The sequence below is a fragment of the Campylobacter concisus genome, assembly GCF_003048595.2.
GTDB classification, from domain to species: domain Bacteria; phylum Campylobacterota; class Campylobacteria; order Campylobacterales; family Campylobacteraceae; genus Campylobacter_A; species Campylobacter_A concisus_L.
This window is the reverse complement of the sequence record NZ_CP049270.1, coordinates 1,399,792-1,423,257: the sequence shown is the minus strand read 5'-3', so window position 1 is coordinate 1,423,257 and position 23,466 is coordinate 1,399,792. Positions and strand designations below refer to the sequence as shown.

Below are 23,466 nucleotides of genomic sequence, written 5' to 3'. Positions count from 1 at the left end.
AATGGCAAAGATAGGGTTTTTGAGCCACGCTGATATGAGCATACACTTTTTTAGACGCCCTATTATGCAGGCTTTAAAAGATATGGGGCATGAAGTTTTTGCTATCGCTCCAAAAGGTGACTTTACTGACGAGCTTGCTAAAAGCTTTCACGCTGTTACATACGAGCTTGACAAGGCCAGTCTAAATCCGCTAACTATTATAAATAACTCAAAAAAACTATCTCAAATTTTGGGCGAGCTAAATTTGGATCTGCTGCAAACTGGCGCTCACAAGTCAAATGTATTTGGCACATTTGCCGCTAAAAACGCTGGTATAAAGCATGTGATAAATTTAGTTGAAGGCCTTGGTAGCTTTTATATCGATGATGATATTAAGACAAAGGCAGTGCGTTTTGTCATGGAGAGCCTTTATAAATTTTCATTCGCAAAGGCCGATGCTTGCGTGTTTGTAAACGACTCGGATGCTGATTATATGATCTCTCGTAATTTGATAGATAAAAGCAAAGTATGCCGTATAAAAAGTGTCGGCGTGGATACTATCAAATTTGACCCAGCCATCACGCAAGCGGCTGATCTTGGCGATAAAAAGGTGATTTTAATGATCGCAAGAGCTATGTGGCACAAGGGTGTTCGCGAATTTTACGAGGCAGCTGAAATTTTAAATGGCTACAAAAACTGCGAATTTATCTTTGTGGGCGAGGGCTTTGCTGGCAATAAATCAACCGCAGATGATAGCTTTTTAAAAGGTGGCAAAGTGCGGTATCTTGGCGCTAGAAACGACATACCGCAGCTTTTAAAGGCTTCTTATTTGCTAGCTTTGCCAAGTTATAAAGAGGGCTTCCCAAGAACGGTTTTAGAGGCGATGAGTATGGCTAAAGCAGTCGTTGCAAGTGATGTTACAGGCTGCAATGAAGCTGTAAAAGAGGGCTACAACGGACTTTTATGCAAGGTAAAAGATGCAAGCGATCTTGCCAGTAAAATAAAAATTTTGCTTGATGACGAAGCGCTTTGTAATAGACTTGGGCAAAACGGCAGAAACTGGGCGGTTAGCGAGTTTGACGAGAAGCAAATCGCAAAAAGATATATAGAAATTTATAGGAAATTTATAGATGTATAGAAATTTTTTAAAGAGGGTGATTGATATTTTGGGGGCTTTGTTTTTGCTCATTTTAACGTCACCTATCATCATAGCAACGGCGATCTTTGTCTATTTTAAGGTAAGTCGTGATGTCATTTTTACGCAGGAAAGACCAGGTTTTAATGAGAAAATTTTTAAAATTTATAAATTTAAGACAATGAGCGATGAGCGTGACACAAATGGCGAGCTTTTGCCAGATGAGCAGCGTCTTGGTAGATTTGGCAAACTGATCCGCTCGCTTAGCCTTGATGAGCTACCACAGCTATTTAACGTGCTAAAGGGCGACATGAGCTTCATAGGTCCTAGGCCACTCTTGGTTGAGTATCTACCCATCTATAACGAAACACAAAAGCACCGCCACGACGTGCGCCCTGGTATCACGGGCCTAGCGCAAGTAAATGGTAGAAACGCCATAAGCTGGGAGAAAAAATTTGAGTACGACGTCTATTATGCTAAAAATTTAAGCTTTATGCTTGATGTAAAGATTGCCTTACAGACTATCGAAAAGGTACTAAAACGAAGTGACGTCAGCAAAGAGGGGCAGGCGACGACGGAGAAATTTAATGGCAAAAACTAAGAAAATTTACATCTACGGAGCGAGTGGGCATGGTCTTGTGGTCGCTGATATCGCTAGAAGCAACGGCTATGATGAGATAGTTTTTTTAGACGATGCTAGTGAGTTCAAATTTAGCCCAGAGCTCGAAAAAGCCGATATCATAATAGCTATTGGCGAAAACAAAATAAGGCAAAAGATCAGCCAAAAAGTAGAGGCTGCTGGCTTTGAGATAGTAAATTTGATCCATAAAAGCGCGGTTGTGAGCGAAAGTGCTGTGATAGAAAAAGGCGTAGTTGTCATGCCAAATGCTGTGATAAACGCAAAAGCTTGCATAAAAGAGGGCGCTATAATAAACTCTGGTGTGGTAATAGAGCATGAGTGTGTGATAGGTAAATTTGCTCACATCAGCCCAAATGCAGCCCTTGCTGGAAACGTTAGAGTGGGCGAATTTACGCATGTTGGCATAGGCTCAAGCGTCATTCAAGGTATAAGTATCGGCAGCAGCTGTATCATCGGCGCTGGAAGCGTCGTTGTTAGAGATATAAAAGATGGCACAAAGGCGTACGGAGTGCCAGCATGCGAGCGCGCTAAGATATAAAATTTAAAAATAAGTGCTAAAATCGCTAAAAAATCACGAAAGGTATGAACATGGATAGGGTTTTTTTATCTCCGCCAAACATGAGTGGAAAAGAGCAGGAATATATAAAAAAAGTTTTTGAAAGCAACTATATAGCGCCACTTGGTGAGTATGTAAATAAATTTGAAGAAAGTATAAAAAACTACACTGGAGCAAAAGATGCGCTAGCACTATCTGCAGGAACTGCGGCACTTCACCTAGCATTTCGCGTCCTTGGCGTGAAAGAGGGCGACTTTGTACTGGCTTCTAGCTTTACATTTATGGCTTCGGTCTCGCCTATACTTTACGAAAAAGCGACACCAGTCTTTATAGATAGCGATGAGAGCTGGAATTTAAGCCCAGAGCTACTTAAAAAAGCGATATCAAATTTACCTAAAAAGCCAAAGGCGTTAGTCGTTACTCATCTTTACGGCCAAGCTTCAAAGATGAAAGAAATTTGCGAAATTTGCCAAAACGAGGGTATCGCTTTGGTCGAGGACGCAGCTGAGGCACTTGGTGGGTTTTACGCTGGCAAGGCACTTGGCACGTTTGGTGTGATGGGTGCATATAGTTTTAATGGCAACAAGATCATCACCACTTCAGGTGGCGGTATGCTAGTTGGAGATAGCGAATTTGTCGAAAAAGCTAGATTTTACAGCACGCAAGCAAGAGAGCCGCTACTTCACTACGAGCACAAAGAGTATGGCTACAACTACCGTTTAAGCAACGTTCTAGGCGCTATTGGCGTGGCACAGATGGAAGTTTTAGAAAAAAGAGTCGAGCAAAAGAGAAAAGTATTTGAAATTTATGAAAAAGAGCTTGGCGGTATTTTAGAATTTATGCCAGAGCTAGCAAATTCTCGTGGCAACAGATGGCTCACAACTGGCGTTTTTGCTAAAAAAGACGCACATTTAAAGGTGATAAAAGCTCTAGCTGATGAGAATATCGAGAGCCGTCCACTTTGGAAGCCTATGCATATACAGCCTGTATTTAAGGGCGCGCTAAGCTTTGTTGATGGTTGCAGCGAAGATCTATTTTCAAGAGGAATTTGCTTGCCAAGCGGTAGTGATATGAGCGAGGAAACGCAAGCAAAAGTGATCAAACTAGTCAAGGAAAACGCCTAAATGTTTCATGCAACAAAGTTAAAAAGGCTTATATTTTTCCTTACTGGCGATGTTTTTATATTTGCGTTTTCGATATATGCGGCTTATCTTTTGAGATTTAACGCAAATATCCCAGATATCTACGTTCAGGGCCTTTTTGTAACGGCTGGATTTTTGATTATTTTTAAGCTATTTTTTCTATGGATGTTTAAAATTTACAAGGTGCCATGGAGATTTTTTGGGCTAAATGAAGCTCGCAAAATTTTCTTAGCTCACGTTTGCTCAGCGGTTTTGTTTACGATCATATTTTTCATAATACAAGACTTCTTTAATCCATACCCAAGAAGCGTTATTTTCATTGATCTTCTAATTTCATGCCTACTTATTGGACTTTTGAGAATTTCAAAGCGTATGGTGCTTGACTTTTCAAACAAACCTCACAAAGGCGAGCCTTGTGTTGTTATAGGTGCTACCTCAAAAGCACTTCATGTTTTACGTGGCTTAAAGCAAGGGTATCTTGATTATTACGCAGTTGGCGTGGTAGATGGCAGGAGTGATCTTGTGGGCACTTATTGTGATGGATTTTTGGTGCAAGATAAAAAAGAGATACCAAATTTGATAAAAGATTACGATGTAAAGACTGCTATTATCGCACTTGCACTTGATCAAGATGGACTTCAAGCCTTAGTTGATGAACTAACAGGATATGGCATAAGAGATATGAAGCTATTTTCACTTATCGAAAACGAGCCGATCAAGGATATCTCTATCGAAGACTTGCTTGCTAGAAAGCCAAAAGACCTAAATCCTGAAGCTATCTCAAATTTCTTAAAAGATAAAAGAGTGCTTGTCACTGGAGCTGGTGGTAGCATAGGAAGTGAAATTTGTAAGCAGTGCTTAAAATTTGGAGTGAGCGAGCTTGTAATGGTTGAGCACAGTGAGTTTAACCTTTATAAAATAGGCGAAGATACAAAAGATAAAAGGACTATCAGTAAGCTTGTAAACATCACAAATTTAAAGGACTTTGAAGAAGTTTTTGCTGACTTTAAACCTGAGATTGTTATCCACGCAGCAGCATATAAACACGTGCCGCTTTGTGAACTAAACCCTCGCTCGGCTGTCGAAAACAATATCCTTGGCACAAAAAATGCTGTCGATCTTTCAAAAAAATATGGTGTTAAAAAATTTGTCATGATCTCATCAGACAAGGCCGTACGCCCAACAAATATAATGGGCACAACTAAGCGTGTTTGTGAGCTTTATGCTTTAAATTCAAATGAAGCTGGCGTGTGTGAGATAGTTTGCGTGCGCTTTGGAAATGTCCTTGGCTCAAGCGGATCTGTCATACCTAAATTTAAAGCGCAGATCGCTGCAAACAAGCCTTTAAGTGTCACTCACCCAGAGATCACAAGGTACTTTATGCTTACATCTGAAGCGTGTCAGCTAGTCCTTCAAGCAGCCTCTATCGCAAAAGGCGGAGAGCTTTTTGTGCTTGATATGGGCGAGCCAATCAAGATCGTTGATCTTGCTAAAAAGATGCTTCTGCTTTCAAACAAAGAGCATCTGGGTATCGAATTTGTAGGGCTTAGACCTGGCGAGAAGCTTTATGAGGAGCTGCTTATCAACAAAGATGACGTTCAAACTAAGTATGAATCGATCTTTGTGACGCACTCACAGCCATACGACCTAACTCTTTTAAATTCACAGATAAATGGGCTTTTGCAGCTTGAAGATGACGAGGTAGCACCTGCTCTTAAGGTGATCGTGCCTGAGTTTAATCATGCACTAAATCTAAAAGGCTAATTAGAGGCAAAGAACAATGATAGCGATAATTGACTATGGAGCTGGAAACATCAAAAGCGTGATAAATGCTTTTGATTTTCTTGACAAAAAATGTGCCTTAGTAAGTAAGCCTGAAAATTTAAAGGAGTATTCGCACATTGTTTTGCCAGGCGTTGGAGCTTTTGGTGAGGCGATGACAAAGCTAAAAAATAACGGCATGGATGAAGCAATAAAAGAGGCTGTAAAAAGTGGCAAAGCTTTTATTGGCATTTGTCTTGGTGTGCAGCTTTTATTTGAGCGAAGCTTCGAGTTTGGCGAGCATAAGGGACTTTCTCTTTTGCCCGGCGAGGTCGTAAAATTTAATGAAACTAATTTCGATAAGCCATTAAAAATACCTCACATTGGCTGGAACGCTTTGGAATTTAAGCAAAATAGCCCATTAAATTTAGGAATAAAAAAGCTTGAGTATTTATATTTTGTACACAGCTATCACGTGGTTTGTGATGATAAATTTGCACTGGCAAAGACGACTTATGGATATGAATTTACAAGTGCGGTTTGGCATGAAAATATCTTTGGCTTTCAGCCTCATCCAGAAAAAAGTCATGAAGCTGGACTTAAAATTTTAGAGAATTTTGCGAGGTTGTGATGGAAATTTTTCCAGCGATTGATTTAAAAGAGGGGCAAGCGGTTAGACTTAGCAAAGGTCTTATGCAAAGTGCAAAAATTTATAGCAACGAGCCAAGTGAACTTGCTAAGAAATTTGAAGATTATGGCGCAAAATGGCTTCATGTGGTTGATTTGGATGGTGCATTTGCTGGAGAGACGATAAATTTTAAAACAATTGAAAAAATTACAAAGGCTACAAATTTAAGCGTCCAAGTGGGTGGTGGCATAAGAGATGAAGATCGTATAAAGCGCTATTTGGACCTTGGAGTTAGCAGAGTGATCCTTGGCTCAGTAGCTCTTAGAGATCCAGAATTTACAGCAAAAATGGCTGAAATTTATAGAGTTGTAGTTGGCATTGACGCAAAAGATGGCTATGTGGCCGTGCAAGGTTGGGGTGAGATCTCAAATATAAAAGCAGTTGATCTTGCAAGAAAATTTGCAGATGTCGGCGTGGAGGCTGTGATTTGCACCGATATTAACAAGGATGGAATGCTTGGCGGAGTCAATGTTGAGTTTAGCTTGCAAATAGCTAGAAATAGCAAGCTTGAAACAATAGCAAGTGGTGGCGTGAGTGATATAAATGATATTTTGATGCTAAAAGCCACAAATGAGATTAGTGGCGTAATAGTTGGGAAAGCCTACTATGAAGGGTTGCTTGACCTAAAAGAGGCCTTTAAAATACTTAGATAGCGTTAAAGCTTTTATAAATTTAAATTAGCTAGAATAGGGCAATTTTTACTAAAAGGATATTATGTGAAGATTTTGGTTGTAGATGACAGTTCAACAATGAGAAGAATCATAAAAAATACTTTACAAAGGTTAGGACATCAAGAAATTCTTGAGGCTGAGCACGGTCTTGAGGCCTGGAATATCTTAACTCAAAATGAAGGTATCGAAGTTCTTATCACTGATTGGAACATGCCTGAGATGAATGGCCTTGAGCTTGTTAAAAAGGTAAGAGCTGAGCAAAAGTATGTTGATATGCCTATCATAATGGTAACAACAGAAGGCGGAAAAGCCGAAGTTATAACAGCTTTAAAAGCAGGTGTTAATAATTACATCGTTAAACCTTTTACGCCACAAGTTTTAAAAGAGAAGCTTGAAGACGTTCTTGGTTAATGAAAGATAAATTCTACGAATTAAGCATAAAAACATCAAATTTTTATGATGAAATTTTAGAGCTAGTTTTCTCTTTTGGAGTTACCTGTGTTGAAGAGCTAGATCACGAGATCATCATCAGGGAAGAGTATGATCTAAAAGATATAGCTTGGGGTATCGAAGAGTATGCAAAAGGGCTCTCTAGTGTTCGTAAAATTTCAAATGATTTAAAAATTTCTCTTAATTTAAAAGAAAATAAAGACTGGCTAGGCGAATATAAAAAGGCAGTTAAGCCTATTTTGGTTGATAAAATTTATGTTAGACCTAGTTGGGAAGAGCCACTTAATGGCGTAACAAATATCATAATCGACCCAGCTCTAGCCTTTGGCTCAGGGCACCACGAAAGCACAAATTCTTGTTTGCAACTTTTACAAAAATATGCAAAAAGTGGCAATACTGCTTTAGATGTAGGTTGTGGAAGTGGGATATTAAGCATTGCTTTATCGAAGCTTGGTTGTATAGTAGATGCTTGCGACACTGATGAACAAGCCACACAAAGCTCACTTAGTAATGCCAAGTTAAATGAGGTTAAATTTAATAAAATTTGGACAGGCTCTATCGCAAATTTAGAACAAAAATATGACATCGTAGTGGCAAATATCATTGCTGATGTCATTTTTATGCTCTCAAATGACTTAAAAAAATCGCTCAAAAAAGGCGGCTACTTGGTATTGTCAGGAATTTTAAACAAATACGAAGATAGAATTAAAGATACGTTTAAGGATTTGGAGCTAATTGAGATAAAACAGAGTAACGATTGGAGTAGCTTTGTTTATAAGGAAATAGATGAATAACCAAAATAATAACCAAAACAATGGCAACAATAACGGTTTTTTTAATAAAAATCCTATTTTTATTTTTGCCATTTTTGCAATAGTTATAGTTTTAGCTTTTAGAAGCTTTAGTGGAGACGGACTAGGTGGCTCTTTTGGGCTAAATAGTAATGCTCAGAGTAAAATGGTAGCTTATTCTGAGTTTAAAGATATGTTAAAAAATAAGCAACTAAATGAGGTTGCTATCTCAGAAACTACAATAAAAGGCATAGGTAGTGACAAAACTATCTATCTTGCAAAACGTATAAATGATCCAACGCTCATTGGCATACTTGAGCAAAATGGCATAACTTATAGTGTTTATAGTGAAAATAGCTGGTTTGGTGATCTTATATTTTCATGGATCATCCCAGTATTTATATTTTTTGCCATTTGGATGTTTATTGCTAGTCGTATGCAAAAGAATATTGGCGGCGGCATACTTGGCATAGGAAGTGCAAAAAAGCTTATAAATTCTGAAAAGCCAAAAGTTAAATTTGATGACGTCGCAGGCGTTGAAGAGGCAAAAGAAGAGGTTCAGGAGATAGTTGATTACTTAAAAAGTCCCGATAAATATCTAAGACTTGGGGCAAAAATTCCAAAAGGAATTTTACTAGTTGGCCCTCCAGGTACAGGTAAAACACTTCTTGCAAGAGCAGTTGCAGGCGAGGCTAGTGTGCCATTTTTCTCTATGTCAGCATCAAGCTTTATCGAGATGTTTGTCGGTGTTGGTGCAAGTAGGGTTAGGGATCTTTTTGAAAATGCTAAAAAAGAAGCTCCAGCAATCGTCTTTATAGATGAGATTGATGCAATTGGTAAAAGCAGAAATTCTGGCCCAATGGGCGGAAATGACGAGAGGGAGCAGACGCTAAACCAGCTTCTTTCTGAGATGGACGGATTTGACGCGGATAAGTCGCCAGTCATCGTTGTAGCTGCTACAAACAGACCTGAGGTTTTGGACGCTGCGCTTTTAAGACCGGGTAGATTTGACAGGCAAGTTCTTGTAGATAAGCCTGACTTTAAAGGACGTTGTGATATTTTAAAAGTTCATATGAAAGATGTTAAGATTGACAAAGATGTAAGCATCGAAGACATAGCAAGGCTAACTACTGGTTTAGCCGGAGCTGATCTTGAAAATATCATAAACGAGGCTGCGCTTCTTGCAGGACGCAAGTCAAAGGTATTTGTTGAGCAGGCTGATCTAGTTGAGGCTGTCGAGAGATCAATAGCTGGACTTGAGAAAAAGTCTCGTCGTGTAAATCCAAAAGAGAAAAAGATAGTCACATATCACGAGTGCGGACACGCCTTGATAGCTGAAGTGACAAAAGGTGCAAAGAGAGTTACAAAGGTTTCTGTCGTACCACGTGGCCTTGCAGCACTTGGTTATACTTTAAATACACCTGAAGAGAATAAATTTATGATGCAAAAGCACGAGCTTTTAGCTGAAGTGGATGTGCTTTTAGCTGGTAGAGCGGCTGAAGAGGTGTTTATAAAGGAAATTTCAACTGGGGCTAGTAACGACCTAGAGCGTGCAACTGATATCATAAAAGCTATGGTTAGTATGTACGGTATGAGTGATGTTGCTGGTCTTATGGTGCTTGAAAAGCAACGTGCGACATTTTTAAATGGCGGACAGAGCATAAAAGACTATAGTGATAAAATGGCTGAGAAAGTCGATGACTTTGTAAAAACATTGCTTCATGAAAGATATACAGCCGTACTTGGTTTGCTAGAAATTTATAAAGGTGCTATTGAAAATATGGTTTCAGCTCTTTATGAAGAAGAGACGATCGAAGGAAAAAGAGTTAGAGAGATAATTAGAAATTATGAAGAAGAAAATGGTCTTGAGAGTAGGCTTGTAGAGCATGAAGAAGACGAAAAAGGCAAAAAAGAGGAATAAAAATGAACGGTTATATCGCAAAAGCAGGGTATAAATATATATTTATCTTTTTGATTTTGTTTGTTTTGTCTTTGCTGTTTGGGATATTGCCGCTTCTTTTTACATTTTTGTTTTTATTTTTTCTATATTTTTTTAGAGATCCTGAAAGGGAGCCATTTGCAGACGACAGGCTAGCTTTGCTTTCACCGATAGATGGCAAGATAAAAGAGATTAGTATTTCAAAATTTGATGATAATGAGGTCGCCAAAATAGTCATACAAAAGACATTTTTTGGTGTAGGTACACTAAGGGCGGTTAGTGACTCTAAAATCGCTGATATCAAAAGAAGACACGGACTATTTTTATGTCAAGCAATAAAAATTTCAGAGATATTAAACGAAAGAGCGATTATTCGTTTTGAAAAAGAAAATATTAGATTTGCCATGAAAATTATAGCTGGAGCTTTCAGTCGAAGTTTAGAAATTTCAAATGTTACTAGCCTAAAAGCATCTAGAAAATTTGGTTTTTTAGGAAGTGGTGAGGTGATTTTATACTTACCAAGAGAGACTAAAATATGTGTAAGCGTTGGAGAAAGCGTAGAGGCTGCTTCACTTTTGGGATATTTTGAAGAGGGAAAAAGAGATGAATAACATACAAAAGATGCAACTAATGTATATCTTGCCAAATTTATTTACAGCAGCTAGTGCTTTTTTGGGTGTTATTAGTATTATTTCATCTATTCAAGGTAACTATTTTAAAGCCATTATTTATATAATCTTATCGCTTATTTTAGATGGACTTGATGGACGTGTGGCTAGACTTACAAAGACAACTAGTAAATTTGGAGTAGAGTTTGATAGTCTTGCAGATCTTGTTGCTTTTGGTGTAGCGCCAGCGATTTTATTTTATTTGACTATTGGTAAAAATTTTGGCAGATTTGGAGCGCTTATAGCTGCTATGTTTGTGGTTTTTGGAGCTATCAGGCTTGCTCGCTTCAATGTCACTACTGGTACATATGAGCCAAATGTTTTTATCGGACTTCCTATACCATCAGCAGCTATTGTGAGCGTACTTTGGGTTGGAATTTATATCGACTATACTTTTTTAGAGGGATTTGAGTGGTGCTTGATGCTACTTGAAGCTACTTTGGCAGCTTTAATGGTTAGCAACATACGCTATCCAAGTTTTAAAAAAATAAATTTAAAACAAACCCATGTGATAAGAATTTTAGTAGCTCTTGTCGTTGCGTTTTCGATGCTTTATCTATATCCATTTGAAAGTGCGACTTTGGTTATGAGCATCTATATGCTTTATGGTATAGTAAGAGCCACTATAATGTTTAGTAAAAATTCCAAAAAAAAGGAGAGCGAATGAGCGAAAATGGCGTCATAAAATCACGTAAATTTTTACCAAAAATCGAAATCAAAAACTCTCTACTGCTGCTACTTAGGTAGCAAATTTCTCTTTATTTAACTCATCAAATTTAAATATAAAAAATAAAAAAGGACAAAAATGGATAAGAATAAAATTATAATCTTTGATACGACTTTAAGAGATGGTGAGCAAAGCCCTGGTGCATCGATGAATACAGCTGAAAAATTACAGATCGCACTTCAGCTCGAAAGGCTTGGTGTGGATGTTATGGAGGCGGGATTTGCAGCAGCAAGCCCAGGGGATTTTGATGCGGTAAATCAAATAGCAAAGCAAGCCTCAAATATCATGGTTTGCTCTCTTGCACGCGCAGTTGAGCGTGATATCAAGGCAGCTGGCGAGGCATTAGCTCCTGCAAAAAATAAGAGAATTCACACCTTCATAGCAACAAGTCCGATCCATATGCAGTACAAGCTAAAAATGAGCCCAGATGAAGTAATAAAACGTGCAATAGAGTCTATAAAATACGCAAAAACATTTTGCGATGATGTAGAGTTTAGCTGCGAGGACGCTTGTAGAAGTGAAATGAGCTTTTTAAAAGAAATTTGTGATGCTGCCATAAATGCGGGTGCAAAAACTTTAAATATCCCTGATACGGTTGGTTATTTATATCCTGAAGAGATAACTACTCGCATTAGTGAAATAGTAAAATTTGTAGGCGATAGGGCAATAATCTCTGTGCATAATCACAATGACTTAGGCATGGCTACAGCAAATTCGTTAGCGGCTATAAAAGCTGGTGCAAGGCAGGTTGAAGGTACGATAAATGGCATAGGTGAGCGTGCCGGAAATGCTGCACTTGAAGAGATCGTGATGGCTATCAAAACTCGCCAAGACGTCTTTGCTCCACTTTATACAGACATTATCTCAAAAGAAATTTATCCAACTTCAAGACTGATCGCTAGTATTATAGGCATTGAGCCTCAACCAAACAAAGCTATCGTTGGTAAAAACGCCTTTGCGCACGAGAGTGGCATACATCAAGACGGCGTGCTAAAACACAAAGAGACCTATGAGATAATTAGCGCTGAGAGTATAGGCCTTGAGAAAAATTCTCTTGTTTTAGGTAAGCATAGCGGTCGCCACGCATTTAAAGATAAGCTTGCTAGCCTTGGATTTGGCCTTGATAGCGATGCTCTTAATAAGGCTTTTGAAAAATTTAAAGAGCTAGCTGATAAGAAAAAAGAGATATTTGATGATGATATCAGAGCTCTTGTGGCTGAAGAGATTACAAAAATTCCACAAGCTTATGAGATCACGGCTCTTCTTCAAAGTAGCGGTGGCAGCTTAGCAAGTGCTTCTATGAGCATCAGGCACAACGACGAGATCGTTAGCGACTCAGCTCTTGGCAATGGCACTGCTGATGCAATATTTAAGGTAGTTGATCGCATTAGTGGCATAAATGGCACGCTCAAAGACTATAAGGTTACAGCTGTCTCTCAGGGTAAGGACGCTCTTGCAAAGGTCGATGTAAAAGTTGAATTTGAGGGCAAAACAGCCGTAATGGGTCACGGACTTGATATCGACACAATGATGGCAAGCGCAAAAGCCTATGTTGGCGCACTAAATAGCTACTTTCGCATACATAAAAACTAAATTTTTAGCTGGCTGCTGAATTTGCAGCTGGCTACTTTAAATTTAATCCAAAAAATATATAAATTTTTAAAATTCAAAGTCTTTATTTAAAAAAATAGAATTTTACTATCTTTACAAATTTTAAAATCTTACTCACTAACCTTAGCAACTTACTAATTTTAGGGCTCATAAACATTCGCCACTAAATTTAGAAGTGTGATATACTCGCTCATAAATTTTAAAATTTGATAGAGTTTATACCGCATGCATTGCGAAGTACTAGCGCATGCCCCTTAAATGTGCGAGGGGGGGTGGATTAAAAAAAGGGGCGGGGGGATAAGGGGGATGGACTTCGTGTCTGTCATGCAGTTGCTAGCCTGAGAAGTAAAAAAATTAAGTCCACTTGCCTCCCTTTTGAATAAAAAATTTACAAATTTAATCAAGCCATTTTGTAAATTTTAAACTTTCATTCACTCGCAAGAATTGATTACTAAAATTTGGCTTCGCTTACCGCTTATCTCAAATTTTAGAGCCGAAATTACTCGCTCATAAATTTTAAAATTTGCTAGATTCTCATCTTGGATTGTTAAATTCGTGTTTTGTAGAGCTGGCTATTAAATTTATATCCAAAAAATACCAGCTTTAATTTGAAATTTTGCTCAGAGAGTAAATTTTTGACTTACTACCCAACTATCTTTTTAACAGCTAGTGAAGCTAAATTTAGCCCAAAGCAAGCAGTCACGCCCATGAAGCTTCCAAGCGGCTTGCAACGTGGCTCTTCTGTTGAAAAGACCACATCGAATTTACCGCTAAAGCCTGATTTTTTGAGCTCATATCTATATTTTCTAGCTAGTGGATCGACCGAGGTTTTCCACACGCTAGCCACCTTTATCTTGGTTGGATCAACCCTTTTTGCCCCACCCATAGAGGCTATAAATTTGCTAGGGTCTACCGCATTTGCAAGGGCGATCTTGGCTGTTATATCATCTATCGCATCTATAACCACATCAAATTTACCAAAGTCAAAGCTAGCAATAAATTCTGGCGTGATTAGCGTCTGAATAGGCGTTATACAAGGATAAACCTTTGCAAATTCATCTACCTTTACGCTTCCGGTATTTTCGCTATAAATTTGGCGATTTTGATTTGTCACGTCAAAGGTGTCTTTGTCGATTAATGTGATATGTCCAACTCCACTTCTAGCAAGCGCGTCCACACAGATCCCACCAACACCACCAGCTCCGCAAACTAGGACGTTTGAGTGCTGAAGCTTTTCAAATCCATCATCACCAAAGAGCCATCTTATCCTTGTAAATCTATCATTTTGCATCAAATTTCCCTTTTAAGCCCTCCAAACTTTCATACGAAGTCATATTTAGTTTTATGGGCGTTATCGTGGTAAAGCCCTCATTTACCTTGCTGATGTCACTTGGCTCGCCTTTTTCGTATTCAAGCGCAGCGTTTCCAAGCCAGTAGTACTCGATACCTCTTGGGTTGCGATTAAGCGTAGCATGCGTGGCGTAGGTGCGTTTGCCAGCTGGTACTACGGAGTAGCCTTTAAAATTTTTACTAGTTGTGGCTGGGATATTTACATTTAAAAATTCTCTTTGATTTAGCGAAATTTCACCCTCTAACACCTTTGGCACGATAAATTTTACAACCTCTTTTGCTAGATTAAAGCCAAGTTCATTTAGTGAGTTGTTGGTATAAAACTGCGAAAAGGCGATACTTCTAATGCCCTGCAAAACCCCCTCCATCGCCGCTCCACACGTGCCAGAGTAGGTGATATCTTCGCCTAAATTTGCTCCGTGATTTATACCACTTATCACTAGGTCTGGTTTTTTGTTATAAAGTGCGTGAAGTGCGAGATAGACGCAATCACTTGGCGTAGCGTCATCGAGTTTAAAAAAGTTATCATCAAGCTTGATAAACCTAAGCGGTCTTGTGAGAGTTAGCGAGTGAGCGCAGGCTGACTTTTCTGAGCTTGGAGCTACAATCGTGACATTTACGTCTTTTAATTCACTCAAAGCTTCTTTTAAAGCAAGCAGTCCAGTCGCCTCAAATCCATCGTCATTTGTTATCAAAATTTCTTTCAAATTTTATCCTTTAAAGGGTTGGATTTTATCACAGCTTTCTTAAAATTTTAAAGAATTTTTGCGTATAATGCCCCCAAAAAAGACCTGATGAAAGTGTGAAAATGAAAATTTTAGTCTCCGCTCTTGAGCCATCGGCAAATTTGCATTTAAAAGAAATTTTGAAAAATTTCGATGGCGAATTTGAGCTAATGGGAATTTTTAGCGAAGAGCTTGGCACGCCATATATGAAAAGTAGCGAGTTTTCAGCGATGGGCTTTGTCGAGGTTTTGCCACTCATTTTTAAGGCAAAAAAGGCGATGAAAGTGATGAGCCAGATGGCAAAAGAGGCTGATGCAGTGCTGCTAATAGACAGTCCAGCCTTTAACCTGCCGCTTGCAAAGGCGATAAAAGAGGCCGGCGCAAAAGCAGCCCTGACATACTACATATTGCCTCAAGTTTGGGCGTGGAAGCCAAAAAGAGTGAGCGTGGTTGAGAGGTATTGTGACAACCTAGCTTCGATCCTGCCATTTGATGCGAAATTTTATAGCCGCTCGACCTACGTGGGACATCCTTTGATGGATGAGATAAAGCTTAAGAAAACTAGTCTAAGTAGCAGTGGCAAAGTGGCTTTTCTGCCAGGCTCAAGAAGGTCTGAAATTTCAAGACTTATGCCAGTCTATAGAGAGCTTGCTAAAAAGATAGAGGCTACAAGGCTGCTTGTCGTGCCGCCATTTTTGCTTGATAAAGTGGGCGAAATTTATGGTGATGTGAGCGATTTTGAGATCATCTCAAACACGCCTGAAGCTTTGTATGAGAGCGATTTTGCTTTTGTTTGCTCAGGCACGGCTACGCTCGAAGCGGCACTCATTGGCACACCATTTGTGCTAGCTTACAAAGCAAAAGCGATAGATGTCTTCATCGCTAGAAAATTTGTAAAGATCAAGCACGCAGGACTTGCAAATATAATGTTTGACTTCATGGGCAAAGAGCCACTTCATGAGGAATTTATCCAAGAATTTGCGACAGTTGAAAATTTACTAAGAGCTTATGAGAGCTGTGATAGGCAGAAATTTTTAAAAGGCTGTGACGAGTTAAGAGCGTATTTGTCACATGGTAGCAGTAAAAATGTAGTAAAAATTTTAAAGAATATGGAGTAAAAAATGAGTGAACCAATGACAATATACGGATATGAAAAAATAGAAGGTGAACTAAAGGATTTAAGACTCGTGCAACGTCCTCAAATCGTAACTGAGATAGATATCGCAAGAAGCCACGGCGACCTAAAAGAAAACGCCGAGTACCATGCTGCTAAAGAAAAGCAAGCTTTTATCGACGCTAGGATCGCTGAGCTTAGCGCGCTTTTGGCAAACGCAGAAGTGATAGATCCAAGTAGCTACGAGCATGATAGAGTTAGGTTTGGCTCAAGTGTTACGATAATGGACGAGGAAACTGAAATAGAACATACCTACACGATAGTTGGTATTAGTGAAAGTGACATTGACAAAGGCTATATCTCTATAAATTCACCACTTGCAAAGCAACTTTTGGGCAAGGCTGAGGGCGATGAAGTGGTGCTAAATTTACCAAAAGGCAGAAGCGACGTTGAGATCGTAAAGATCTGCTACAAGCCTATAAAATTTAATTAAAAATCTTAAAAAGTGATATCACTAGAGTCAAAAGTCATGCTTGATAATAGCCAGTATGCAAGCTTTTGACTCATAAATGGATTAAATTTATATCTTTTAGTTAAGGCCAAATTTGAGTGAATATTTATACACACCCGTTATTAAATATGGTGCGATTTTCATAGGCGACGCACACGAAAATGTAAATCGAGATGGTTTTTTAAAATTTTTGCACGCCATTGATAGCGGAAAAATCCCTGAGCCACCACAAATTTTTTTACTAGGCGATATGTTTGATTTTTTAAGTGGCGAGAGCGAATTCACTATAAATTTATACGCCGAGCATTTGAGACTTATAAATAAAATTTCAGAAAAGATAGAGATCTTTTATTTTGAAGGCAATCACGACTTTAGACTTTCAAATTTATTTAATAAAACAAGAGATTTTTGGGATGGGCATGAGGTGCAAAGCTATAAAAATGTAAAAATCTATGACATTTCTGCACAGCCTGCAAATTTTAAGACAATCAATGAAGAGCGCGTCCAGATCGCACATGGTGATATATTTTTACCTTTTATAGATAAATACGCACTTAGATTTTTACGTGTAAGATGGTTTTTAAAATTTATGAATGCTTTGGATAAATTTTTGCATTTTAAAATATCAAAAGCAATACTAGCTAGACTTACTAAGAAAAATTTAGACTACAAAATTCCTAATTTTGAAGAGTTGATGAGCAGGCATTTAAGCGGCTACAACGCCAATATAATAATAGAAGGGCACTATCATCAAGGTAGGCAATTTAATATTTATGATAGATTTTATATAAATTTACCTTGTTTTGCATGCGAGCAAAGTTATTTTGTTGTAGAATACGCCCAGCAAAAATTAAATTTGCTCAAAATGAGTTTGAAAGGACATTGATGTTTGGAGATAACGTACTAAAAACGGACTCAAACGAGATGGAACTTGTTGATTTTCGTATCTTTAAAAAGACCGAAAACAAAGTATATGAAGGAATATACGGAGTCAATGTCGCAAAGGTGCGGGAGATCATTAAGATGCCAAATCTTACAGAGCTTCCTGGCGTTCCCGAGTATATCGAGGGAATTTTTGATTTAAGGGGCGTGGTGATCCCTGTCATAAATTTGGCAAGATGGATGAATATTATCGAGCCAACCGAAGGCGTAGTTATAAAGCCACGTGTTATTATTGCTGAGTTTAGCGGTATTTTGATCGGTTTTATCGTTCATGAGGCAAAAAGAATCAGACGTATAAGCTGGAAAGATATCGAACCTGCAAATTTTGCTTCAGGTTCTGGGGCTTTAGATAAAGGCAAAATAACAGGCGTAACAAGAATAGAAAATGATGAAGTTTTGCTTATTCTTGATCTTGAAAGCATAGTAGAAGAGCTTGGAATTTACTCACCAAAGATCGAATTTGATGTAACAGACGATCAAAAATTAAAAGGTGTTTCTTTAGTTTTAGATGATAGCTCGACTGCTAGAAAACTAGTAAAAGACGCACTTGAGAAGATGGGACTTAGCGTAGTTGAGGCCAAAAATGGTGTTGAGGGCTTGGAGAGAATGGAAGAGCTTTATCAAAGATATGGAGATAACCTATCAAGAGAGCTTAGAGTTATCTTAAGTGATATCGAAATGCCACAGATGGATGGATACCGCTTTGCTTCAACTCTTAAAAACGATGAAAGATTTAAAGAAGTACCAATAGTATTTAACTCCTCATTGAGTAATGATTTTAGCGAAATCAAGAGCAAAGAAGCTGGTGGTGCTGCGTATCTTACTAAATTTGATGCGAGTATATTTTATCAAGAAGTGCTAAAAGTCATTGAAGCACATTCTAAATCTGCAAAATGAGGTGAAACATGGATGATATGAAAGAAATAATGGAAGACTTTTTAATAGAGGCCTTCGAACTTATTGAGCAGATAGATCACGACCTTGTTGAGCTTGAGTCAAACCCTGAAGATTTGGAACTATTAAATAGAATTTTCCGTGTTGCTCACACAGTAAAAGGTAGTTCAAGCTTTTTAAATTTTGATGTTTTAACAGAGCTTACTCATCATATGGAGGATGTTTTAAATAAAGCTAGAAAAGGCGAGCTAAAGATCACTCCAGACATTATGGACGTAGTTCTTGAGTCAGTTGATATGATGAAAGGCTTGTTAAGTAGCATTAGAGATCATGGAAATGATACAGCTGCTGGTATTGATATTAAAAACATTTGTGCAAGACTTACTCAAATTTCTGAAGGCGAGGCCCCAGCAGCAGCTCCTGAAGCTCCTATTACACCAGTAGCTGAGCCAGTGCCAGAGCCAGCAAAAGAGCCAGAACCAGCTGCACCTACTGAAGAAGCACCAGAGATAAGTGATGCCGAGCTTTCAAAGCTAAGTGATTCAGAAGTTGAAGCAGAAATAGAAAGACTCTTAAAAGTTAGAAAGGCTGAGGATCAAGCAAGGCGTGCTTCAAAAGGTATAGCTCCAAAATCTCCTAGCGAGATAGCTCCGGCTGCAAGTAGCACTTCAGCTCCAGCTGCAAAAGCAGAGAGTAAAGAAAAAGACGGAGATAAAAAGGTCCCAGCAGCAAGCAGCGGTGCAGTAGCGCAGGAACAAACTATACGCGTTGAAGTAAAAAGACTTGATCATTTGATGAATCTAATCGGTGAGCTTGTTCTTGGTAAAAACCGCTTATTAAAAATTTATGATGACGTGGAAGAGAGATATGAGGGTGAGAAATTCCTTGAAGAGTTAAATCAAGTAGTCTCAAGCCTAAGTCTAGTTACGACTGATATTCAGCTTGCCGTTATGAAGACAAGAATGCTTCCAATAGCAAAAGTCTTTAATAAATTCCCACGTATGATACGTGATCTTAGCCGCGACCTTGGTAAGCAAATCGATCTTGAAATTTCAGGTGAAGAGACTGAGCTTGATAAGTCAATCGTAGAAGAGATCGGCGATCCACTAGTTCACATCATCAGAAATTCATGCGATCACGGTATCGAGGATCCTGAGACAAGAAAGGCAGCAGGTAAGCCTGAAAAAGGCCTTGTTCAGCTAAAAGCTTACAATGAAGGCAATCATATTGTTGTTGAGATAGTTGATGATGGTAAGGGTCTAGATGCTGATATGCTTAAATCTAAATCGATAGAAAAAGGCATCATCACTGAGCGCGAAGCTGATGCGATGAGCGAAAAAGAGGCATTTGGACTTATTTTTAGACCAGGATTTTCAACTGCGGCAAAAGTTACAAACGTATCTGGTCGCGGTGTTGGTATGGACGTTGTTAAGACTAATATCGAAAAACTAAACGGTATCATTGATATTGAAAGTGAAGTTGGAAAAGGCACAGTTATGAAGCTTAAAATTCCACTTACACTCGCGATTATTCAATCGCTACTTGTTGGAACACAAGAAGAATTTTATGCTATTCCACTTGCTAGTGTTCTTGAAACTGTTCGCGTGCCAATTGATGATATCTACACGATCGATGGCAAAAATGTACTAAGGCTAAGAGATGAAGTTTTATCTCTTGTTAGACTTTCTGACGTATTTGGTGTTGAAAAGGCATTTGATAGTGGAGAGCAAACCTATGTCGTAATAATCGGTGTCGCCGAAGCAAAACTAGGCATCATAGTTGATACTTTGGTTGGACAAGAAGAGATTGTTATTAAATCAATGGGTGATTATCTACAAAATATCCCAGGTATTGCCGGTGCCACTATTAGAGGTGATGGCCGTGTGACATTGATTATCGATGTTGGCGCTATGATGGAGATGGCAAAAGATATCAAGGTAGACATTAGAGCCGAAATAGAAGATAGTACAAAAGCAAAGGAAAAACCAAGCGATTACAAAGTCTTGATAGTTGATGACTCAAAAATGGATAGAACTATCATGCAAAAAGCACTTGAACCAACCGGGGTAACAATAATAGAAGCCACAAACGGTGTTGAGGCATTAAATATCGTAAAATCTGGAGAGCACTCCTTTGATGCGATCTTGATAGATATTGAGATGCCAAGAATGGATGGATATACACTAGCTGGCGAAATTAGAAAATACTCTAAGTATAGAAATTTACCACTTATTGCTGTTACATCAAGGACGTCAAAAACAGATAGATTGCGTGGTGTAGAAGTTGGAATGACTGAGTATATTACAAAACCATATTCAGCCGAGTACTTAGAAAATGTCGTTAGAAAGAATATAAAATTAGCTTAGGGGTAAGGGATGAATAATAAACTAAATCAAGTTTTAAGCAAACAAAAACAGCAAATGAATGGTCCTGAGTTAAAAAATAATGAGGATATAGTTCAGCTAGTAGGATTTGTTGTCGGTGAGGAAGAGTACGCAATACCTATTTTAAATATCCAAGAGATAATCAAACCTATTGAATATACACGTGTTCCTAGTGTGCCTGATTACGTTCTTGGCGTGTTTAACCTACGTGGAAATGTTATTCCGCTTATTGATTTGCGTAAGCGTTTTTCACTAAATGTCACAAAACAAAGCCCAAGCACAAGATATATCGTTATGAAAGATGCGGATAATATCGCTGGCTTTGTGATAGACCGCTTGACGGAGGCTATCAGAATAGACCGTAATAGGATCGATCCGCCACCAGAGACTTTAGTAAAAGACAAAGGCATGATTTATGGTATTGGTAAGCGCGATCAAAATATCCTTACGATCTTGAAGGTCGAAAGTCTTTTGAAACGTGATTTTTAGGGTATAGCTTGATAAAACTTTGTGTTTTTGATTTTGACTCTACAATAATGGACGGCGAGACGATAGATATTCTCGCCGCCGCTAATAATGCTAGTGAAGAAGTAGCTAATATAACTAAGCGTTCGATGAACGGTGAGCTTGATTTTTTTGAAAGTCTTACAAAAAGAGTAAAATTTTTAAAAGGATTGCCACTTTTAAAAGTAAATGAAATTTGCAAAAATTTACCCATTATGCCAGGAGCTGGCGAGCTAATAGAAGCTTTAAAGCAAAAAGGTATCAAAGTCGTGGTTTTTAGCGGTGGATTTCACAATGCAACCGATGTAATGCAAAAAAAACTTAATTTTGATGCAAATTTTGCAAATATCTTGCATCATAAAGATGGAATTTTAAGTGGTGAAGTTGGCGGAGAAATGATGTTTAGTAGTTCAAAGGGAGATATGATTGACCGCTTGTGTGGACTATTAAATTTAGGCAAGGACGAGATAATGTGTGTTGGGGACGGGGCCAATGACATATCGATGTTTAGAAAGTGCGACCTTAGCATTGCATTTTGTGCAAAAGATATCTTAAAAAAAGAAGCGACACATTGTGTTGATGTTAAAGACTTGCGTGAAATTTTAAAATTTATAAGGTAGAAATTAATGTATGACAACGAAGCTAAATTCTCTCTTTGGTGTGATTTTATAGAGAGAAATTTTTTACAAAGCGACTTTAACTCTTTATTGAAAAACAATGTTATAAACGGTGCTACAAGCAACCCAGCTATTTTTAAAACAGCATTTGCTTCACCTGCTTATAAAAAGATCATAGAAACTAGCAATAAACGCCACCCAAAAGATATTTATGAAATTTTGGCTACTCAAGATATAAAAATCGCCGCATGTAAAATGTTAAAAAATTATGCAAATGGCGATGATGGCTTTGTAAGCATTGAGGTTGATCCAAATTTAAGTGACGATACAGCCGCAACGATAGAAGAAGGTATTAGGCTTTATAATCTAATATCAATGCCAAATGTTATGATAAAAATTCCAGCTACAAAAGATGGCTATGAGGCGATGAGCGCGCTTATGGCAAGGGGGATTAGCGTAAATGCTACGCTTATATTCTCACCAGATCAGGCCAAAAACTGCCTTGAAGCTTTTAAAGAAGGCAGTAAAGCTTATGCAAGTCGCTTTATAGATACTACTATGCCAAAAGGTGTGATAAGTGTTTTTGTAAGTAGATTTGATAGAAAGCTTGATGAAGCTATGGCTGCAAAGAGTTTGCCAATGGGACAAATTGGCATAATGAATGCTGCAAATATATACCACCTAATTGAAGATTTTGGACTAGAAAATGTAAGAACGCTTTTTGCAAGCACAGGTGTAAAAGGTGGTGGTTTAAGAGAGGATTATTACGTTAGAGAGCTAATGTATAAAAATTCTATAAATACAGCGCCAATAGAGACAATAAAAGAATTTATAAAAGAAAAAGCAGAGGCAAAAAATGTACCTAGTAGAGAAAATATCTCAAGCTTTTTTCAGATTATAAAAAATAATGATATAGATATAAATGTCGTTTATAAAGATTTATTAAGCGATGGCTTAAAGCAGTTTGTGTCAGCATTTGATGATATTATGAAATCACTTTAGACAAAGAAGTCCAAGCTAATACACAAACAGTAAAAGTGATCATTCTTAAATAAGCTTTATGTGAAATTTATAAAGCATTGGATAAAATCAGCACCTATTTTTTTATGAAAGGAAAACGATGTTAGAAGGAATCGTTAGAGAGAGTATCGGTAAGAAGTCTGCAAAGGCTTTGAGAAGAGATGGTTATCTAATCGCCAACATTTATGGCAAGGGATTAGAGAATGTTGCAGCTGCTTTTAAAGTAAATGACTTTATTAAAGAAGCACGCAAAAAAGAGAGCCTTGCTTTTGATGTAAAAGTAGGCGGAAAAGTTTATAATGTCGTTATTGTTGATTACCAAAGAGATGTTGTTACAAGTGATCTTAAACACGTAGATCTAAAAGTAGCACTTCCAGGCGTTTTATCAAAATATATGATCCCAGTTAAGCCAGTTGGAACACCTATTGGTCTTAAAAATAAGGGTGTTTTGATCCAATCAAAAAGACGTCTTTGTGTAAAATGCACAGCTGAAAATTTACCAAATTCATTTGACGTTGATGTAAGCAAACTTGACATCGACGATACTATTTTGGTTCGTGACATCACAGCTCCTAAAGGCGTTACTATTGTAGACGCTGACCGTGTTGCGGTACTTGGGGTTATTAAAGCTAAATAAAAAGGGCTTT

Annotated in this window: 24 protein-coding genes; 22 read left to right on the top strand and 2 right to left on the bottom strand. The window is 38.1% G+C overall.

Translation table 11 applies throughout. The annotated features are described in order from the left end of the window. Position 1 precedes the first annotated feature (1 nt). From pglA to CVT15_RS07115, 13 genes are all read left to right on the top strand, one after another. Positions 2 to 1,117: a N,N'-diacetylbacillosaminyl-diphospho-undecaprenol alpha-1,3-N-acetylgalactosaminyltransferase gene (gene pglA / locus CVT15_RS07175; protein ID WP_107898311.1), complete on the top strand. Its 1,116-nt coding sequence runs from the start codon at positions 2 to 4 to the stop codon at positions 1,115 to 1,117. After that, positions 1,110 to 1,715: an undecaprenyl phosphate N,N'-diacetylbacillosamine 1-phosphate transferase gene (pglC, locus tag CVT15_RS07170; RefSeq protein WP_107898310.1), complete on the top strand. Its 606-nt coding sequence runs from the start codon at positions 1,110 to 1,112 to the stop codon at positions 1,713 to 1,715. The genes pglA and pglC overlap by 8 nt, the downstream gene beginning before the upstream one ends. Further along, positions 1,702 to 2,292 carry a UDP-N-acetylbacillosamine N-acetyltransferase gene (gene pglD / locus CVT15_RS07165; protein ID WP_054197046.1) on the top strand — a complete coding sequence of 197 codons (591 nt, stop codon included), beginning with the start codon at positions 1,702 to 1,704 and terminating at the stop codon, positions 2,290 to 2,292. The genes pglC and pglD overlap by 14 nt, the downstream gene beginning before the upstream one ends. 50 nt (positions 2,293 to 2,342) lie before the next feature. Continuing rightward, entirely contained in the window at positions 2,343 to 3,434 is a 1,092-nt protein-coding gene (gene pglE, locus CVT15_RS07160; RefSeq protein ID WP_103577152.1) for a UDP-N-acetylbacillosamine transaminase, read from the top strand. Then, a complete protein-coding gene (gene pglF, locus CVT15_RS07155; RefSeq protein WP_103577151.1) occupies positions 3,435 to 5,216 on the top strand; it encodes a UDP-N-acetylglucosamine 4,6-dehydratase (configuration-retaining) in 1,782 nt (593 codons plus the stop codon). It abuts the gene before it with no gap. Between the two features lie 16 nt (positions 5,217 to 5,232). Then, complete coding sequence (gene hisH, locus CVT15_RS07150) at positions 5,233 to 5,844, top strand: imidazole glycerol phosphate synthase subunit HisH (protein WP_087586205.1); 612 nt, start codon at positions 5,233 to 5,235, stop codon at positions 5,842 to 5,844. After that, entirely contained in the window at positions 5,844 to 6,554 is a 711-nt protein-coding gene (hisA, locus tag CVT15_RS07145; protein WP_087586206.1) for a 1-(5-phosphoribosyl)-5-[(5-phosphoribosylamino)methylideneamino]imidazole-4-carboxamide isomerase, read from the top strand. The genes hisH and hisA overlap by 1 nt, the downstream gene beginning before the upstream one ends. A gap of 63 nt (positions 6,555 to 6,617) precedes the next feature. Then, positions 6,618 to 6,983 (top strand): chemotaxis response regulator CheY, encoded by a 366-nt coding sequence (locus CVT15_RS07140; RefSeq protein ID WP_002939933.1) that lies wholly within the window; start codon positions 6,618 to 6,620, stop codon positions 6,981 to 6,983. Further along, positions 6,983 to 7,816: a 50S ribosomal protein L11 methyltransferase gene (locus tag CVT15_RS07135; RefSeq protein WP_087586207.1), complete on the top strand. Its 834-nt coding sequence runs from the start codon at positions 6,983 to 6,985 to the stop codon at positions 7,814 to 7,816. The genes CVT15_RS07140 and CVT15_RS07135 overlap by 1 nt, the downstream gene beginning before the upstream one ends. Further along, positions 7,809 to 9,734, top strand: a complete 1,926-nt coding sequence (gene ftsH, locus CVT15_RS07130) for an ATP-dependent zinc metalloprotease FtsH (protein ID WP_103577150.1) — start codon at positions 7,809 to 7,811, stop codon at positions 9,732 to 9,734. The genes CVT15_RS07135 and ftsH overlap by 8 nt, the downstream gene beginning before the upstream one ends. A 2-nt stretch (positions 9,735 to 9,736) precedes the next feature. Next, the gene (locus CVT15_RS07125; protein WP_103577149.1) at positions 9,737 to 10,363 is read left to right on the top strand and encodes a phosphatidylserine decarboxylase; all 627 of its coding nucleotides are present in this window, start codon (positions 9,737 to 9,739) and stop codon (positions 10,361 to 10,363) included. Next, on the top strand, positions 10,356 to 11,087 hold the full coding sequence (gene pssA, locus CVT15_RS07120; RefSeq protein ID WP_021091822.1) for a CDP-diacylglycerol--serine O-phosphatidyltransferase: 732 nt from the start codon (positions 10,356 to 10,358) through the stop codon (positions 11,085 to 11,087). The genes CVT15_RS07125 and pssA overlap by 8 nt, the downstream gene beginning before the upstream one ends. A 138-nt stretch (positions 11,088 to 11,225) precedes the next feature. After that, positions 11,226 to 12,740: a 2-isopropylmalate synthase gene (locus tag CVT15_RS07115; RefSeq protein WP_103577148.1), complete on the top strand. Its 1,515-nt coding sequence runs from the start codon at positions 11,226 to 11,228 to the stop codon at positions 12,738 to 12,740. 661 nt (positions 12,741 to 13,401) lie between these two features. On the opposite strand, the gene CVT15_RS07110 is transcribed toward CVT15_RS07115, so the two are convergent. Further along, positions 13,402 to 14,049, bottom strand: a complete 648-nt coding sequence (locus CVT15_RS07110; RefSeq protein ID WP_103576708.1) for a tRNA threonylcarbamoyladenosine dehydratase — start codon at positions 14,047 to 14,049, stop codon at positions 13,402 to 13,404. After that, the gene (surE, locus tag CVT15_RS07105; RefSeq protein WP_103576707.1) at positions 14,039 to 14,815 is read right to left on the bottom strand and encodes a 5'/3'-nucleotidase SurE; all 777 of its coding nucleotides are present in this window, start codon (positions 14,813 to 14,815) and stop codon (positions 14,039 to 14,041) included. Before surE ends, CVT15_RS07110 begins: the two co-directional genes overlap by 11 nt. Positions 14,816 to 14,916: 101 nt before the next feature. On the opposite strand from surE, the gene lpxB reads away from it, so the two are divergent. The 9 genes from lpxB to CVT15_RS07060 all read left to right on the top strand — a co-directional run bounded on the left by lpxB (position 14,917) and on the right by CVT15_RS07060 (position 23,456). Continuing rightward, entirely contained in the window at positions 14,917 to 15,951 is a 1,035-nt protein-coding gene (gene lpxB / locus CVT15_RS07100) for a lipid-A-disaccharide synthase (RefSeq protein ID WP_107898178.1), read from the top strand. A gap of 3 nt (positions 15,952 to 15,954) precedes the next feature. After that, positions 15,955 to 16,440, top strand: a complete 486-nt coding sequence (greA, locus tag CVT15_RS07095; protein ID WP_103576705.1) for a transcription elongation factor GreA — start codon at positions 15,955 to 15,957, stop codon at positions 16,438 to 16,440. Positions 16,441 to 16,552: 112 nt separating this feature from the next. Beyond that, positions 16,553 to 17,344: a UDP-2,3-diacylglucosamine diphosphatase gene (locus CVT15_RS07090; protein ID WP_103576704.1), complete on the top strand. Its 792-nt coding sequence runs from the start codon at positions 16,553 to 16,555 to the stop codon at positions 17,342 to 17,344. Beyond that, positions 17,344 to 18,297: a chemotaxis protein gene (locus CVT15_RS07085; protein WP_087577569.1), complete on the top strand. Its 954-nt coding sequence runs from the start codon at positions 17,344 to 17,346 to the stop codon at positions 18,295 to 18,297. The genes CVT15_RS07090 and CVT15_RS07085 overlap by 1 nt, the downstream gene beginning before the upstream one ends. Before the next feature lie 8 nt (positions 18,298 to 18,305). After that, the gene (locus CVT15_RS07080; RefSeq protein WP_103576702.1) at positions 18,306 to 20,660 is read left to right on the top strand and encodes a hybrid sensor histidine kinase/response regulator; all 2,355 of its coding nucleotides are present in this window, start codon (positions 18,306 to 18,308) and stop codon (positions 20,658 to 20,660) included. Between the two features lie 9 nt (positions 20,661 to 20,669). Beyond that, positions 20,670 to 21,167 (top strand): chemotaxis protein CheW, encoded by a 498-nt coding sequence (locus CVT15_RS07075; RefSeq protein ID WP_072594427.1) that lies wholly within the window; start codon positions 20,670 to 20,672, stop codon positions 21,165 to 21,167. 8 nt (positions 21,168 to 21,175) lie between these two features. After that, on the top strand, positions 21,176 to 21,802 hold the full coding sequence (gene serB / locus CVT15_RS07070; protein ID WP_103576701.1) for a phosphoserine phosphatase SerB: 627 nt from the start codon (positions 21,176 to 21,178) through the stop codon (positions 21,800 to 21,802). Positions 21,803 to 21,808: 6 nt separating this feature from the next. After that, complete coding sequence (locus CVT15_RS07065) at positions 21,809 to 22,801, top strand: transaldolase (protein WP_103576700.1); 993 nt, start codon at positions 21,809 to 21,811, stop codon at positions 22,799 to 22,801. A 118-nt stretch (positions 22,802 to 22,919) separates the two neighbouring features. Beyond that, positions 22,920 to 23,456 carry a 50S ribosomal protein L25/general stress protein Ctc gene (locus CVT15_RS07060; protein WP_021091684.1) on the top strand — a complete coding sequence of 179 codons (537 nt, stop codon included), beginning with the start codon at positions 22,920 to 22,922 and terminating at the stop codon, positions 23,454 to 23,456. The last annotated feature ends 10 nt before the right edge of the window (positions 23,457 to 23,466 follow it).